Raw genomic sequence first — 14805 nt, forward strand, 5'->3', positions numbered from 1 at the left:
CCCCCCCCCCCCCCCCCCCCCCCCCCCCCCCCCCCCCCCCCCCCCCCCCCCCCCCCCCCCCCCCCCCCCCCCCCCCCCCCCCCCCCCCCGGGACCCTCGGCGCACCGGACCCTAGGTCAGGTCCTCGCACTTCCTGGCGTCGGGATCACCGGCCGCCTTCGGCACCCAGCGGACGTTGGCGAACGAGGCCGAGAAGGTCCCCTCGGTGTAGACCAGGAACGGCGTGTTCACCACCTCCAGGTCCAGACCCCCCGCGGCGAAGCACGAGACGGGAATCTTGACCGTCGTCCTGGTGCCGACCGGGATCCCCTGGAACAGGGAGGTCGCCACCACCTCGGAGAAGCACGGGTAGACGCAGTGCACGCTCAGCACCGTCCTGGCGGACGGGGCCTGGTGCACGATCGTGTCGAAGACCAGCGCCCCACCGGCGTTGAGGTACCCCCGCAGGTCCGAGCCTCCGGCCGGGTCCTGCATGTAGATCTGGGCCGGGCCGGTGCCGCTCCAGGTCGCCTTCAGGCCGTCCTGCTGCACGTTGACGTCCGCGGGCTCCACGCTGATCTCGGCGTGCGCCGCCCGGCCGTCGGCGCCGATCTCGGTGCCGCCCCAGTTCTCCGCCGAACCGATCAGGCTCTTGTACGGCGCGACGTCCGTCCGGTTGAAGATCTCCAGATCCTCACCGGCCTCGCCACCGCCGCCCTGCTGGCCACAACCGGTCGGCGAGGTCTCGTCCAGCGTCCCCACCTGGGCGGTCTGGCCGTTGCGCAGGCCGTACCCGAGCGCGAAGAGCGGGTCGTACCCCTCGGTGCCGGGGTTCAGCGGCGTCTGGCAGGCGCCCTTCGGCCACGAGAACGGCAGCTTGCCGGTGTAGCCCTCGCGGTGCTTGCCCCGCACCAGCAGGTCGGCGACGCCGCCGCCCTCGGTGCCCGGCAGCCACGCGGCGACGAAGGCGTCGGAGCGGTTGAGCTCCTTGTTCACCCACATCGGCCGGCCGCTGACGTAGACGGTGACGACCGGCGCGCCCTTGCCGCTGACCCGGTCGAGCACGGCCAGGTCACCGGGGTAGAGCCTGGCGGCCTCCAGCGAGCGCCGCGCCAGGTCCCCGACACCCTCGGCGTACGGGGTCTCGCCGATCACCGCGACGACCGCGTCGAACGCCGACGGGTCGACGCCCTCGCCGGTCTCGCTGAAGGTGACGTCGGCCTCGCCCAGCGCCTCGCGCAGGCCGCCGAGGATCGTCGTGCCGTTGGGGAAGTCGGCGTTGACGTTGCCGGTGCCCTGCCAGGTGAGCGTCCAGCCGCCGGTCTGGTTCTGCAGGCTGTCGGCGCTCTTGCCCACCACCAGGACCTTGGAGTCGGCCGCCAGCGGCAGCACCTTGCCGTTGTTCTTCAGCAGGACCTGCGACTTGCGCACGGCCTCCCTGGCGAGCCTGCGAGCCTCCAGCGCGTCGGCCGACCCGGCGAAGGCCCGCTTGGAGGGCTTGGGCCCGTCGAGCACACCGGCGCGCAGCTTCACCCGCAGGATGCGGGTGACCGCGTCGTCGATCCGCGCCATCGGGATCTCGCCGCTCTCCACCTGGGCGATCGTGTTGGCGATGAACGCCTTCCAGTCGTTGGGCACCATCACCACGTCGATGCCCGCGTTGACGGCCTTGGCGCAGCTCGCGTTGGTGCAGCCGGCGACCTGGCCGATGCCGTTCCAGTCCGAGACGACGACGCCGTCGAAGCCCATCTTCTTCTTGAGGATCTCGTCCAGGGCGCGCTTGCTGCCGTGCAGCTTGCCCTCGTCGATGCCGAGCTCGGCGTTGGTCCAGCTGTTGAACGAGACCATCACGCTCTGGGCGCCGGCCGCGAGAGCGCCGTAGTAGCCCTGGCCGTGCACGTTGATCATCTCGGCCTCGGACGAGGGGTTGACGCCCTGGTCCACGCCCTTGAGGGTGCCGCCGTCACCGATGAAGTGCTTGGCGGTGGCGATCACGCCGTCCTGGCCGATCCCCCAGGGGTGCCTGCCCTGCAGGCCCTTGACGGCCTCGTACCCGTAGGCGCGGGTGATGCGGGGGTCCTCGGAGAAGCCCTCGTAGGTACGGCCCCACCGGTCGTCGAGGGGGACGGCGAGGGTCGGCGCGAACGCCCAGTCCTGGCCGGTGGCGCGGATCTGCCGGGCGGTCGCCGCGCCGATGTCACGGACCAGGCACGGGTCCTGCGCCGCGCCCAGGCCGATGTTGTGCGGGAAGACCGTCGCGCCGTAGACGTTGTTGTTGCCGTGCACGGCGTCGATGCCCCAGATCACCGGGATCTTCGTCCGGGTGGAGACGGAGGCGTTCCAGTAGGCGTCGGCGAGGTCGAGCCAGGCCTTGGGCGCGGCGTGCTTGTCGCGGTTCGGCCACGCGCCGCCGCCGTTGAGCACCGAGCCGATGAAGTACTGCCCGACCTCCGCGGGGGTGATCGCGGTGATCTCCGGCTGGGTCATCTGGCCGACCTTCTCGGCGAGCGTCATGCCCGCGAGGATCTTCGCGATCCGGCGCTCCTGGAGCCGGTTCTGCCCGATCCTGCTCTTGACCTTCGGCCACTCGGTCAGGGTGGGCAGCTTCTTCTCGATGCGGGCACAGCCGCGGAAGTCCAGGGCCGGCTTGCCGATCACCGGTTGCCGGCCTCCGGTCGCGCTCTCGGCTCCCGCGCTCGGGATGCCGGCCGTCCCGGTGGCCAGCACGGCGAGACTCGCGAGCACCGCGAATCCGCTCCTGCGGGCGCCCGGGCGGGCGAAGGGTCTGATCATCGAGGGTCCGTTCTCGAGGCACTGCGACGGTCACGGCGGTCCCCCCGGAGTCCGCACTTGGCAGATCCTGACGCTGTGACGCGACCTAGTCAATAGGCTCGCGGGAGCGCTCTCTCGGCCGAAGCGTCGTCCCGCGAACCCGCCGGGCGACGAAAAACGCTTCTACCAGGGGTCTCACCATCGGGATCATCCCGTGTCGCTCCGGAGCGGCGGTCGGACGGATCCTTTAGAGAGAGCGCTCTCAGCGTGTCGCCCGGGGGTGCTGCCCGCCTTCAGGACTCACCGTCCGACGCCTTTACGATGTAGATCAAAAACGTCGCCGGAGTGTGCGCTCCATCGCGCCACCCGTGCCGGAATCTGGGGTAGGACATATTCCTACATGTCAGAATCCTGGGAGTGAAGGAGCTCCCCCGGGCGCCGGAACTCGCACGGGCCCTCGGGATCGAGACCTCCGGGAGCCGCCCTCGACCCGGAACGGCCGGCCGACGGACTTGGAGTGACCCATGAGCGACCACGCGGACGAGATCACCCCCGAACGCCGGGCCCGCGGACCGGAGATCATGAGAAAGGTCCACGGCGGGGACCACGACGGGGAGGGGCCCGGCGACTTCTTCGGGATGACGGTCGAGCACCTGTTCGCCGAGGTGTGGTCCAGGGAGGGCATCTCCAACCGCGACCGGCGGCTGCTCCTGCTCGGCCTGCTCGTCGGCCAGGGCATGGACGACCCCGTCGAGGTGCAGCTGGACGCGGCGATCCGGACCGGCGACCTCACTCCCGGCGAGCTGCGCGAGATCGTCGTCTTCCTCACCCACTACGCCGGCTGGCCCCGGGGATCCCGGCTGAACACCCAGGTCGAGGAACTGATCGCCCGCGTCCTGCGCTCGTAGCGGCCCGCCGGGGACCGGGACGGGGCGGCCCCTGGCGGCCCTGTGAGCGGCCCGGGCGGCCCGGGCGGCCCGTCGCGGATCGGCCGCCGGTCAGAGCCTCTCGACGTTGGGCCCGCGGCAGCGGTTGCGGGTGTCGAGGACGAAGGCGCTCGCCCGCTGGACGAGCGCGTAGTCGAAGCAGTCGTGGTCGGTGAGGACCACCACCGCGTCGGCCTCGGCCAGCTCCCGCTCGGAGAACGCGACCACCTCGATCCCCGGCGGCAGCAGGAAGGAGTCCACGTGCGGGTCGGCGGCCCGCACGTCGGCACCCAGCTTGCGCAGGCCCCTGACCACGTCGATCGCGGGCGACTCACGGCAGTCGCCCGCGTTCTTCTTGTACGCCAGGCCCAGCGCGAGCACCCGGCTGCCGTTGACCGGCTTGCGCGACCGGTTCAGCGCGAGCCCCAGCCGGCGTACCACCTGGTCCGGCATGTGGCGGTTGATGTCGTTGGCCAGTTCCACGAACTGGAAGTTGTGCCCCAGGCTGCGCTTGACCTTCCACGACAGGTACGACGGGTCGATCGGCAGGCAGTGCCCGCCGACCCCGGGGCCGGGGGTGAAGCGCATGTAGCCGAAGGGCTTGGTGGAGGCGGCGTCGATGGCCTCCCAGACGTCGATGCCCAGCTGCTGCGCGAAGATCGACAGCTCGTTCACCAGGGCGATGTTGACGTGCCTGAAGGTGTTCTCCAGGAGCTTGCACAGCTCGGCCACCTGCGGTGAGGAGACCGGGACGACCTGGTCGACGAGCCGCGCGTAGAACGCCCGGATCCGTTCCAGGGAGGCCGCGTCGATGCCGGAGACCACCTTGGGGGTGTTCTCCAGGCGCCAGTGCCCGTTGCCCGGGTCGATCCGTTCCGGGCTGTAGCCGAGGTGGAAGTCCTCGGGCGCGCGCAGTCCGGACCCCTCCTCCAGCAGGGGCAGCAGGTACTCCTCGGTGGTGCCCGGATAGGTGGTGGACTCCAGCACGACCGCGGCGCCCCGCCGCAGCAGCGGGGCGACCGCCTCCCCGGCCGCGGCGATGTGGCGCAGGTCCGGCACGCCGTCGCGGAGCGGCGTCGGCACGGTTATCACGCAGACGTCGAAGTCCCCGGCGGCGCCGTAGTCGGCGCTCGCCAGGTAGCGGCCCGAGCGGTGGGCGGCGGACAGCGCGTCGTCGCCGACGTCCTCGACGTAGGACTCGGTCGCGTTGAGGCGCTTGACCCGCCGTTCGTCGACGTCGACGCCCACCACGTCGAATCCCGCCGCGACGGCCCGCATCGCGAGAGGCAGGCCGACATATCCCTGGCCGACCACGACCAGCTTCTCTCCCACGGCAGGACCTCCGTCGCCTCGGAAAAAGGAGAATACGAAACGACTTTAGGAGGGAATGTTCTCCCGGCACCGATCAGGCGGTGAACCGGGCGTGTCGCCGCCCGGGAATCGTCCCGGAAACGGCCTGGAATCGTCCCGGGAACGGCCTGGAACCGGCCGGGAAACGGCCTGGAATCGACGCTCCGGCCCTCGTGGACCGGCTCGGGACCGGCCGGGAATCACTCCGGGAACGGTTCGGCCGTGGTTCGCGGCCCGCGCCGGTCGGTGTCCCGGCGCGGGCCGTTCCGAACACCATATGCTTATAAATAGAAGATATCCGGCTCTTGTGGATATTACGGCGTCCTCGCAGCTCGGTGAACCGGGTAAAGGTGCCGCGACGGCACGTACAACAGACCCGTCCGCCCGCATGTCGCTCCGCTCCGGAACGGAGCGGGGTACGTAGCATTCAGCCGTGTATTCCATGCGCGACATCGGCGCCGAATCGAAGAAGAGGGTCCGTTGACCGCGGGCGGCGCTTCTTCTCGCGTCCTTCCGCCGAATTCCGGCCGCCCGGCGCCGGCCGTTCCCTTCAACCGGACGTACGTCTCGGCCAACGAGATCGACTATCTGTCCGAGGCCGTGCGCCTGGGCTCCACGTCCGGGGACGGGCCGTTCACCCGGAGGGCCGCCGCGCTGCTCCGGGAGATGACCGGGGCGCGGCAGGTGCTGCTGACCACCTCCTGCACGCACGCGCTGGAGATGTCGGCGCTGCTGCTCGACCTCAGGCCCGGCGACGAGGTGATCATGCCCTCGTTCACCTTCGTCTCGACGGCCAACGCCTACGCCCTGCGCGGGGCGGTGCCGGTCTTCGTCGACTGCAGGCCCGACACCCTGAACCTGGACGAGACGATGCTGGAGGCGGCGATCACCGACCGCACCCGCGCCGTCGTCGTCGTCCACTACGCCGGGGTCGGCTGCGAGATGGAGCCGATCCTCGCCGTGACCGGGCGGCACGGCCTGGCCCTGGTCGAGGACAACGCCCACGGTCTCGGCGGCTCCTACCGGGGGCGCCCGCTGGGGTCGTTCGGCTGCATGGCGGCGCAGAGCTTCCACGAGACCAAGAACGTGCAGTGCGGTGAGGGCGGCGCGCTGCTGGTGAACGACGCGGAGCTCGCCGCCCGCGCCGAGATCGTCCGGGAGAAGGGCACCGACCGCGGGCGCTTCTTCCGCGGTCAGGTGGACCGGTACCGGTGGGTCGACATCGGCTCCAGCTACCTGCCCTCCGACGTCCTCGCCGCGCAGCTCACCTCTCAGCTGGAGTCGTTCGAGAAGATCCAGACCATGCGGCAGTGGGCCTGGCACAGGTACCACGCCGACCTGGCGGACTGGGCCGCCGCCAACGGGGTCCGGCGGCCGACGGTCCCCGGCGACCGCGAGCACCCGGCGCACCTGTACCACCTGCTGCTGCCCGACCTGGACACCAGGCAGGCGTTCATCGCCCACCTCGCCGGCAGGGGCGTGCAGGCGGCGTTCCACTACCAGCCGCTGCACACCGCCCCGGCGGGCCTGCGCTACGGCCGGGTGGCCCCGGGGGGATGCCCGGTCACCGAGGACGTCGCCGACCGCCTGGTACGGCTGCCGCTCTTCGCCGACCTGGACGACGCCGGGGTGACGCGCGTGGTCGAGGCCGTGCTCGACCACGAGGTGCGCCGGTGAGCTGGCGGGAGATGACCGGGAACCAGGTGCCCCGGACCGTGCGGGCCCCGTTCGACTCGGCCCGGTTCGGCCGCCCGGTGGAGCGCCTGACCGTCCCCGCGGGGGCCGGGCCGTCCTTCGAACCGGTCCGCGAGGCCGTCCTGGGGTCGGCGGCCGACGTCATCGTGCTCCGCTACCCGGCCGGGCACGTCGGCTGGTTCGCCGAGCTGACCTCGCTCGGCCGTACCGCCGTGCTCGCGGACTCGCTGGCCTACTGGCGGCTGCGCGCGGGACGGGGCCGCGCGCCGAGGCCGCGGACGGACCTGCTGACCGGCGGCCCGCTCCCCCCGGCGGCCGTGCCCGGCCCGGTCTCCGACATCTTCGCCGCCTACCGCAGCCACTACGTGGCCAACCCGCTGTTCGACGCCGCGGCCGCGCTGGAGGGGTACCGGGAGTGGGCGGTGCGCTCGGCCGCGTCCGGCAGGTGCGTGGCCCTGCGGGAGCGGGACGCGGACGGCGCCCGTGCCGCGGTGACCGCGCCTCCCCTTCCCGCCCCTTCCGGGGACGGGGACGGAGCCGGGAACGGAGACGGGAACGGGAACGAGGGCGGGGACGACGGGGGCGGGGTCCTCGCGCTGGCGACGCTCTCCGAGGACGACGGGGCCACCGAGATCCTGCTCGCCGGGGTCGTCTCACGCGCGCGCGGGCAGGGCCTCTACGCCCACCTGCTGGCCGCGGTGGAGGAGCGCACCCTGGCCCGGGGCGGGCGGGAGGTCGTCATCTCCACCCAGGGGCACAACACCGGCGTGCAGCGGGCCTGGGCCCGGTACGGGTTCGAGCCCGTGCACACCTTCCTCACCGTTCACCTGGTCCGGAGCCGGCTGCTGCGTGGACGGCGACGCTAGCGCCGCCCGGCTGCCGGGGAACGGCCGGCCCGGCCGGGGACCCGACGCGCTCGCACACCACGTAGGTCGGCCGGCCCATGCCGTTGCCGTGGATGCGCCCGACGTACTCGCCGAGCACGCCCACGGAGATCAGCTGGGCCGAGGAGAAGAGCGTGATCATCGACGCGATCGTGGTGAACCCGGCCACGGTGGTGTCCCCGCTGGCGAAGCGCCAGAGCACGACACCGCCCAGCAGCAGGCCGACGGTGCCGATCAGGAACCCCAGGTAGCTGGCCGCGCGGAGCGGGGCCGCGCTGTAGCCCAGGAGCATGTTGACCGCGTGCCGCAGCAGCATGCCGGGGGTGTAGTTGGACCGTCCGTGACCGCGCTCGCTCATCTCCACCCCGACCGCCCCCACCCGGGTGGTGGCCCAGGACAGGGCCACGTCGACGCAGGCGTGCGGCCCGGACAGCTGCTGGAAACCGTCGCGCAGCCGGGTGCGGAAGGCCCGGAAGGCGCTGATCGTCCGCGCGGTGCGGATCCCCAGCCCACCGGCCATGGCGGTCTTGACCGACCGGGAGGCCAGGTTGCGGACGAGCCCGTGCTCCTCGCGGTGCGGCACGCCGTACACCAGGTCCAGGCCGTCGTCCTCCAGGGCGGCCAGCAGCAGGGGGATCTGCCCGGGAGGGTGCTGCAGGTCGTCGTCCATGGTGACGACCACCTCGCACTCGGCCTCCCTGATCCCGGCGACCAGCGCGTTGTGCTGGCCGTAGTTGCGCGACAGGTGCAGCGCCCGTACCCCCTCGACGCGCTGCGCCAGCTCGGTGGCGGCCCGCCAGGTGTCGTCAGGGCTCCCGTCGACGACGAGGATCACCTCATACCGGACGGAGAGCTCGCGCAGGACCGCGACGACACCCGTCACCAGTGCCGGAAGGGTCCGCGCGGAGCGGTAACACGGAATGACCACCGACACGGACATTGATCCCCCGATTACGTCTCACAGCGAGCTAGCATCATGTGCCGCGATGATGAACACGATTGAACGGCCGGATATGGTACAAGCGGAAAATCGGACCAATCGCGAAAAACGTTTATTTTTCTGGCGAGGAGGTTTTATCTCCTCTCGTGGTGGCCAGCGCATCACATACCTGATGGCCAGCGCCACGACGGCCCTGCTCTATTACGCTCTCCTGGGCCTGGCATTGCTCGTCGTGAACGATGCGGTCTCCTACCTTCTATTGGCGATGGCGGCCCATCTGACGACCGTGGTGATCGTCTACCCGTGGTATCGGCTGGTGGTGTTCCGCACGCGCGGCCGGTCGTGGATCGCGGGCTACCTGCGCTTCTACGCGGTCGGCCTCGGTTTCCTGGGGGCGTCCCTGGCCGGGCTCCCGGTGCTGGTGGAGCTGTGCCGCCTTCCCGTGATGGCGGCGCAGGCGGTGATCCTCGTCATCAGTCCCACGGTGACGTACGCGGTCCACCGCGCCTGGACGTTCCGCGAGCGGGTGAACGTCCGGCCCGGTTGAAAACGCTCCCCTTTCTCCGCAAAGGCCATTGCGGCGAACGGGCGCCGTCCGGATCCCCCCGTAGTTTTCAACGGGATCCACCGGCCGCCGTGGCCACGCGGTCCCGGTGGAAGGGGCCAGAATCGATGAAGGCACTTGTGCTGGCGGGGGGCAGGGGAACGAGGCTGCGCCCGCTCACCCACACGTCCGCGAAACAACTCGTTCCGGTCGCCAACAAACCGGTGCTGCACTACGGACTGGAGGCGATCAGGGACGCCGGGATCACCAGTGTCGGCATCGTCGTCGGCGAGACCGGCGCGGAGGTCCGCGCCGCCGTGGGCGACGGCTCGGCGTTCGGCCTGGAGGTCACCTACATCCAGCAGGAGGCGCCGCTCGGCCTGGCCCACTGCGTGCTGATCGCCCGCGACTTCCTGGGCGACGAGCCCTTCGTGATGTACCTGGGCGACAACTTCCTGCTGGACGGCATCGCCGGCCTGGTGGACGCCTTCCGCGCGTCCGACCACGACGCGCAGATCCTGCTCACCAAGGTGACCGAGCCCCAGTTCTACGGGGTGGCCGAGCTGGGACCGGACGGGGAGATCATCGCCCTGCAGGAGAAGCCGGAGAACCCGCGCAGCGACCTCGCGATCGTCGGCGTCTACACCTTCTCCCCCGCCATCCACGAGGCGGTCCGGGCGATCGTCCCCTCGGCCCGCGACGAGCTGGAGATCACCGACGCGATCACCTGGCTGATCGACAACGGCCGTCGCGTGCACTCGCACTTCGTCACCGGCTACTGGAGGGACACCGGCCGCCTGCAGGACATGCTGGAGTGCAACCGCATGGTCCTGGAGGCGATCGAGACGACCGTCCGGGGGACGGTGGACGCGGCCTCGGAGATAACCGGGCGCGTCGACATCGGGCCGGGCGCGACGGTGCGCGGGTCGGTGATCCGCGGCCCGGCCGTCATCGGCGCCAACGCCAGGATCGACGGCTCCTACGTCGGCCCCTACACCTCGATCGGCGAGGGCTGCGTGCTGGAGGAGGCAGGGGTGGAGTACAGCATCATCCTGGCCGACTCCGTCGTCAGGGGCGTCTCGCCGCTGACCCGCTCGCTGATCGGCCGGAACGTGGAGGTCACCAGGGCCGTCGGGCTGCCCGACACGCACCAGCTCATGGTCGGCGACCACAGCCGGGTGCAGCTGCGCGCCTGAGGCACGGGCGCACCATCCCGCCCCGCCCCGCCGGGGCACCGCGACATCGAGGCACACGTCTGGGAGGACGCATGGAGGCCACGGAGATCCGCCGTACGGTCGAGCTGGAGGACCGCCACTGGTGGTACCGCGAGCGGCGCGCCATCCTCGCCCGCGAGCTCCGGGAGCTGCGCAGGCTCGGTCCGCCGGGCAGGGCGCTCGACGTCGGCGCGGCCGGGGGCGGGAACACCCGCGTGCTGGTCGAGCACGGCTGGGACGCCCTGGTGGCGGACTTCTCCGAGCTCGCGGTGGAGCTCGCCAGGGAGCGCGGGCTGCGGGCGATCCACGCCGACGCGCGGGACCTGCCCCTGCCCGGGGCGGAGTTCGACCTGGTGATGGCGTTCGACGTGCTGGAGCACATCGAGGAGGACGACCGGGCCGCCGGCGAGCTGGCGCGCGTGCTCCGGCCGGGCGGCACGGCGCTGATCGCGGTCCCCTGCGACATGGCCCTGTGGTCCGCGCACGACGTGGCGTCCGGCCACGTCCGCCGGTACACCCGCGAGGACCTGGGAGCCCTGCTGACCGGCGCGGGCCTGGTCGTCGACCGGATGTGGAGCTGGAACGTCCTGCTGCGGCCGGTCGTGGCCCGGCGCAGGAGGCACACCGCGGGCTCGGACGTGACGGAGACCCCGCGCCTGGTGAACATGGGCCTGCGGGCCGTGGTGATGGCCGAGAGGTACCTGCCGGTCACCTCGCTGCCCGGCGTCTCGCTCATGGTGCGGGCTCACCGCCCCTGACCTGTGGCGTCCCCGGCCCGTGAACTCCGGGGACTCCGGGCCGCACCGGCCCCGGACCGCACGTCCCGCGGATCCCGGACCGCACCGTGCCCGGCCTCCGGCGTCCCCGGCCCCGTGCCGTCGTGAACGGCCGCGTCCGCGACGCGGTGACCTGGCGAACGGCAAAGGACCCGGAAAGACATCACCGGGTGCGAGCGCCGAGGGCCGTGAGGGACGCTCGTTTCACGAGGCTCGGCGCATGGTAGAAACTCCGCTCCATCGCCGTCCCTCACCGGGGCCGCTGCTGACCGTCGGGGACGGCGAGGCGGGCGAGCCTCCCACGGAGCGGGAGCCCGGCCCGCGGGACGCGCCGCCCCGCGGGACCGGACGCCTGGCCGGATGGGCGCCCGCCGTGGCGGCGACCGTCCTGGCCGGGGCCGTGCTGTACCACCACGGCGTCCCGGGCACCGACGCGGCCTTGTTCCTCCTCTACGTCGCGGTGGGCGTGGGCCTGCCCGGCGTGCTGGTCCTGCGGCTGCTGTACGGGGCCAGGCGCACCTTCGCCGAGGAGGTCGCGCTCGGGCTGGCGCTCGGCTACGCCGTGGAGGTCTTCGCCTACGCCGCAGCCCGCGCCCTGGGGGCGCCGCTGCTCGTCCTGGTCTGGCCGGTCGCCACCTGCCTGCTCTTCCTGGTCGTGCCGCGGCTGCGCCGGCAGTGGAGGGGCGACCCGTCCCGGCTGGTGAGGGCGCCGGCCTGGTGGTCCTGGTCGCTGGCGCTGCTCTTCGCCTACCTGCTCGCCTGGAGCGCGGTGTCGTTCTTCGCGCGCAACGCCCTGACCTGGCCCGCGCTCGGGAACGCCTTCCCCGACATGCCGTACCACCTGGCGCTGACCGGTGAGCTGAGGCACCACATGCCGCCCACGGTACCGATGGTCGCCGGGGAGCCGCTGCTCTACCACTGGTTCGTCTACGCGCACCTGGCCGCGGCGAGCTGGGTCACCGGCCTGGAACCCCTGGTCCTGCTGCTCCGCCTGGGCATGCTTCCCGTGCTGGCCGCGTTCACCGTCCTGGCCGGGATGACCGGGCGGCGGATCACCGGCTCCTGGACGGGGGCGGCGCTGACCGCGGCCGGCACGGTGCTGGTGACGACACCGAGCCTCTACCTGGGCCGGAGCGGGGCGTTCACCACCTGGGGAGGGATCCCCGACCTGATCTGGGTGAGCCCCACCCAGATGTTCGGCGCCCTGCTGTTCGCGCCCGTCGTCCTGCTCCTGGTCGACCTCCTCGAACACCGGCGTCGGACCGCCGGGCACTGGCCGCTGCTGGGGATCTTCCTGGTGGCGACGGCGGGCGCCAAGGCCACGTACCTGCCGCTCCTGGGTGCCGGGCTGCTGGCGGTGGTCCTGACCGGGGCGATCAGGTGGCGCAGGCCCTCCCGGCCCGCGCTCGTCGCGCTCGGGATGACCGCGACGTGCTTCCTGCTCGCGCAGTTCGTGCTGTTCGGCGGAGCGAAGCAGGCACTCGTCGTCGACCCCTTCTCCTTCATGCGGACGGCCTGGGCGGCGATGACCGGCGCCGGGATCGGGACCGTTCCCTCGCCGCTGTCCACCCTGGGGATCGTCGCGGTGTTCCTGCTCGGCTGGACGATCACCTGGGGCGGGATCTCGGGGTTGCTGTGCCGGCCCCGGCTGCTGGCCCGTCCCGGGGTGACGCTGATGCTCGGCATCGGCGCGGCCGGCCTCGGCGCGGCCCTCCTGCTCGGCCATCCCGGCCGCAGCCAGCTGTTCTTCCTCTGGGGTGCCTACCCCTACCTGGCCGCCGTCACGGCCCTCGGGATCGCGGTCCTGCTGCGGCGCGCCGGGCAGTCGCTCCGCGCGACACTCTACGCGGCCGGCGCCGGAGTGGGCGCGGCGTACCTGATCCCGTTCGTCTGCGGGGTCAGGATCCCGCTCGCGCCGGGTGCGCCCGACACCCTGCTCCACCGGCCGTACGCGCTGCTGCTGGCCGTCACCGTGGTGGTCACGGCCGTGCTGACCCTCACCCGGGGGCGGCTGCGCGCCTGGGCCCTGGTGGTCACCGCGCTCGCGGCCGTCGGCCTGCCCGCCGGGGTGCACGCGCGCGTGCTGACGGTCGTGTCCGGCGGCGCGGGGACCGGGCAGCCCACCGCCGTACGGACGGCGCCGGGCACCGTGACCGTGAAGGCGCCCCCGCCGGGCGCGCTCGCCGCGGGACGGTGGCTGCGGGCCCACTCGCGCCCGGACGAGCTGGTCGCCACGAACGCGCACTGCCGCTGGGGCATGGAGGAGCCGTGCGACGGCCGGCACTTCTGGGTCTCCGCGCTGACCGAGCGGCGCGTGCTGGTCGAGGGGTGGACGTACACCGCGCGGAACACGGCACGGTGGAGGCCGGGCATGCCGACGCTGCACCTGCCGTTCTGGGACGCCGAGCTCATCGGGCTGAACGACGCGGTCTTCGCGGCGCCCACGGACGACGCCGTGCGGCGGCTGCGGGATCGTCACGGGGTGCGCTGGCTGCTGGCCGACGAGCACCGCGGGAACGTCTCCCCCGGGCTCGGGAGGTTCGCGACGCCGCTGTTCCGCTCCGGTGACTACGCCGTCTACCGGCTTCCCGACGCCCCGGCGTGAGGGCGGGGTCTCGGAGGTCGGCGGAGCGGGCGGAAGAACGCCCGGACGTCGTCGACCAGGAGGCCCGGGGCCTCCATGGCGGCGAAGTGACCGCCCCGGCCGAACTCCGACCAGTGCACGACGTTGTCGTCCCGCTCGGCGATCCGGCGGATCCCCGCGTCCCCGGGGAAGACCGCCACGCCGGTCGGGACGGCCGAACGGCCCAGCAGATTTCCAGATGACCGTTTCACCCTTTTCACGGCACCCCCTCGCCCCTCCTTCGCGTTCTGACTGGATATGGCGACATCGCCCTCCTCGTATAAGGACGACCTGCAATATGAAGGATTCTCACGCGTTTCAGGTTGATCACTATGTGTACCGAATTGAACGCATAAGGCTACGGTCAAGGCTCCATCCTGCGCGAAGGAGCCCCGTGATCCGCACCATCAGAGCGTCCCTGCTCGCCGCCGTCCTCGCCGTGCCCGTGGCCATGGCGTCACCCGCCGAAGCCTCCCCCGTGCCGAAGGGCACGAAGAAGGCGACGGTGGTGAAGATCGTGGACGGCGACACGATCGACGTCCGCTTCACCCGCACCGGCTCCCCCGTCCGGGTACGCCTCCTGCAGGTCGACACCCCCGAGCACGGGGAGTGCTGGTTCCAGGCGGCCACCAGGCGCACCGCCTCCCTGCTGCCCGTCGGCAGGACGACGTACCTGCTCGCGGACAAGGCGCCGAAGGACCGCTACGGCCGTTCCCTGTACTACGCCTGGAACGGCGGCGGGGTGTTCGTCAACCGCAACCTCGTCCGCCACGGCTACGGCAAGGCCGTGCTGTACAAGCCCAACGACCGGTACATCGCGGTGATGCGCGCCGAGCAGGCCAAGGCCAAGCGGGAGCGGCTGCGCGTCTGGTCGGGCAGATGCGACACCGCCTCCGCCCCGGCCCCCACCCCGGCGCCGCGTCCCACCCCGAGGCCGGACCCGACCGCAGGTGGGAACGATCCACGCTTCCCCACCTGCGCGGCGGCCAACGCCGCCGGGCACGGGCCCTACCGGCGCGGGACCGACCCCGAGTACGCCTGGTACCAGGACCGCGACGGCGACGGGGTGGTCTGCGAGCGCTGACCGGACGGCGAAGGCTCC

Annotated in this window: 12 protein-coding genes; 8 read left to right on the forward strand and 4 right to left on the reverse strand. The window is 72.1% G+C overall.

Annotation, left to right across the window (positions count from 1 at the left end):
• Window positions 1-111 precede the first annotated feature (111 nt).
• Complete coding sequence (locus ACZ6RT_RS23325) at window positions 112-2772, reverse strand: glycoside hydrolase family 3 N-terminal domain-containing protein (RefSeq protein ID WP_470156055.1); 2661 nt, start codon at window positions 2770-2772, stop codon at window positions 112-114.
• A gap of 503 nt (window positions 2773-3275) precedes the next feature.
• Between ACZ6RT_RS23325 and ACZ6RT_RS23330 the strand changes: the two genes are divergently transcribed.
• Window positions 3276-3659: a carboxymuconolactone decarboxylase family protein gene (locus ACZ6RT_RS23330; RefSeq protein WP_470156057.1), complete on the forward strand. Its 384-nt coding sequence runs from the start codon at window positions 3276-3278 to the stop codon at window positions 3657-3659.
• A gap of 90 nt (window positions 3660-3749) precedes the next feature.
• On the opposite strand, the gene ACZ6RT_RS23335 is transcribed toward ACZ6RT_RS23330, so the two are convergent.
• A complete protein-coding gene (locus tag ACZ6RT_RS23335) occupies window positions 3750-5009 on the reverse strand; it encodes a nucleotide sugar dehydrogenase (RefSeq protein ID WP_470156058.1) in 1260 nt (419 codons plus the stop codon).
• Window positions 5010-5507: 498 nt separating this feature from the next.
• On the opposite strand from ACZ6RT_RS23335, the gene rffA reads away from it, so the two are divergent.
• Both rffA and ACZ6RT_RS23345 read left to right on the forward strand, forming a co-directional pair.
• The gene (gene rffA / locus ACZ6RT_RS23340; protein WP_399193066.1) at window positions 5508-6704 is read left to right on the forward strand and encodes a dTDP-4-amino-4,6-dideoxygalactose transaminase; all 1197 of its coding nucleotides are present in this window, start codon (window positions 5508-5510) and stop codon (window positions 6702-6704) included.
• Window positions 6701-7588 carry a GNAT family N-acetyltransferase gene (locus ACZ6RT_RS23345; protein WP_470156060.1) on the forward strand — a complete coding sequence of 296 codons (888 nt, stop codon included), beginning with the start codon at window positions 6701-6703 and terminating at the stop codon, window positions 7586-7588. Before rffA ends, ACZ6RT_RS23345 begins: the two co-directional genes overlap by 4 nt.
• Here the strand turns inward: ACZ6RT_RS23345 and ACZ6RT_RS23350 are convergent.
• On the reverse strand, window positions 7539-8534 hold the full coding sequence (locus ACZ6RT_RS23350) for a glycosyltransferase family 2 protein (RefSeq protein ID WP_470156062.1): 996 nt from the start codon (window positions 8532-8534) through the stop codon (window positions 7539-7541). The two genes, ACZ6RT_RS23345 and ACZ6RT_RS23350, sit on opposite strands and share 50 nt — an antisense overlap.
• 184 nt (window positions 8535-8718) lie before the next feature.
• Between ACZ6RT_RS23350 and ACZ6RT_RS23355 the strand changes: the two genes are divergently transcribed.
• The 4 genes from ACZ6RT_RS23355 (at window position 8719) to ACZ6RT_RS23370 (ending at window position 13685) form a co-directional block, all read left to right on the forward strand.
• Window positions 8719-9093 (forward strand): GtrA family protein, encoded by a 375-nt coding sequence (locus ACZ6RT_RS23355; protein WP_399193072.1) that lies wholly within the window; start codon window positions 8719-8721, stop codon window positions 9091-9093.
• 125 nt (window positions 9094-9218) lie between these two features.
• Window positions 9219-10286: a glucose-1-phosphate thymidylyltransferase gene (locus tag ACZ6RT_RS23360; RefSeq protein ID WP_399193074.1), complete on the forward strand. Its 1068-nt coding sequence runs from the start codon at window positions 9219-9221 to the stop codon at window positions 10284-10286.
• A 71-nt stretch (window positions 10287-10357) separates the two neighbouring features.
• Entirely contained in the window at window positions 10358-11062 is a 705-nt protein-coding gene (locus ACZ6RT_RS23365) for a class I SAM-dependent methyltransferase (protein WP_470156064.1), read from the forward strand.
• 238 nt (window positions 11063-11300) lie between these two features.
• Window positions 11301-13685, forward strand: coding sequence for a hypothetical protein (locus ACZ6RT_RS23370; RefSeq protein WP_470156066.1), 2385 nt, complete (start codon window positions 11301-11303; stop codon window positions 13683-13685).
• On the opposite strand, the gene ACZ6RT_RS23375 is transcribed toward ACZ6RT_RS23370, so the two are convergent.
• Entirely contained in the window at window positions 13658-13924 is a 267-nt protein-coding gene (locus ACZ6RT_RS23375; RefSeq protein ID WP_470156068.1) for a hypothetical protein, read from the reverse strand. The genes ACZ6RT_RS23370 and ACZ6RT_RS23375 overlap by 28 nt on opposite strands.
• Before the next feature lie 173 nt (window positions 13925-14097).
• Between ACZ6RT_RS23375 and ACZ6RT_RS23380 the strand changes: the two genes are divergently transcribed.
• Window positions 14098-14787 (forward strand): thermonuclease family protein, encoded by a 690-nt coding sequence (locus ACZ6RT_RS23380; RefSeq protein ID WP_470156069.1) that lies wholly within the window; start codon window positions 14098-14100, stop codon window positions 14785-14787.
• Window positions 14788-14805: the final 18 nt, after the last annotated feature.

The organism is Streptosporangium sp. NPDC050148 (assembly GCF_055586505.1).

What these genes read in the sequence shown, in the direction of transcription:
- ACZ6RT_RS23325 (WP_470156055.1), bottom strand. Translation starts at nt 2,772, where the DNA reads ATGATCAGACCCTTCGCCCGCCCGGGCGCCCGCAGGAGCGGATTCGCG.
- ACZ6RT_RS23330 (WP_470156057.1), top strand. Translation starts at nt 3,276, where the DNA reads ATGAGCGACCACGCGGACGAGATCACCCCCGAACGCCGGGCCCGCGGA.
- ACZ6RT_RS23355 (WP_399193072.1), top strand. Translation starts at nt 8,719, where the DNA reads ATGGCCAGCGCCACGACGGCCCTGCTCTATTACGCTCTCCTGGGCCTG.
- ACZ6RT_RS23360 (WP_399193074.1), top strand. Translation starts at nt 9,219, where the DNA reads ATGAAGGCACTTGTGCTGGCGGGGGGCAGGGGAACGAGGCTGCGCCCG.
- ACZ6RT_RS23365 (WP_470156064.1), top strand. Translation starts at nt 10,358, where the DNA reads ATGGAGGCCACGGAGATCCGCCGTACGGTCGAGCTGGAGGACCGCCAC.
- ACZ6RT_RS23370 (WP_470156066.1), top strand. Translation starts at nt 11,301, where the DNA reads ATGGTAGAAACTCCGCTCCATCGCCGTCCCTCACCGGGGCCGCTGCTG.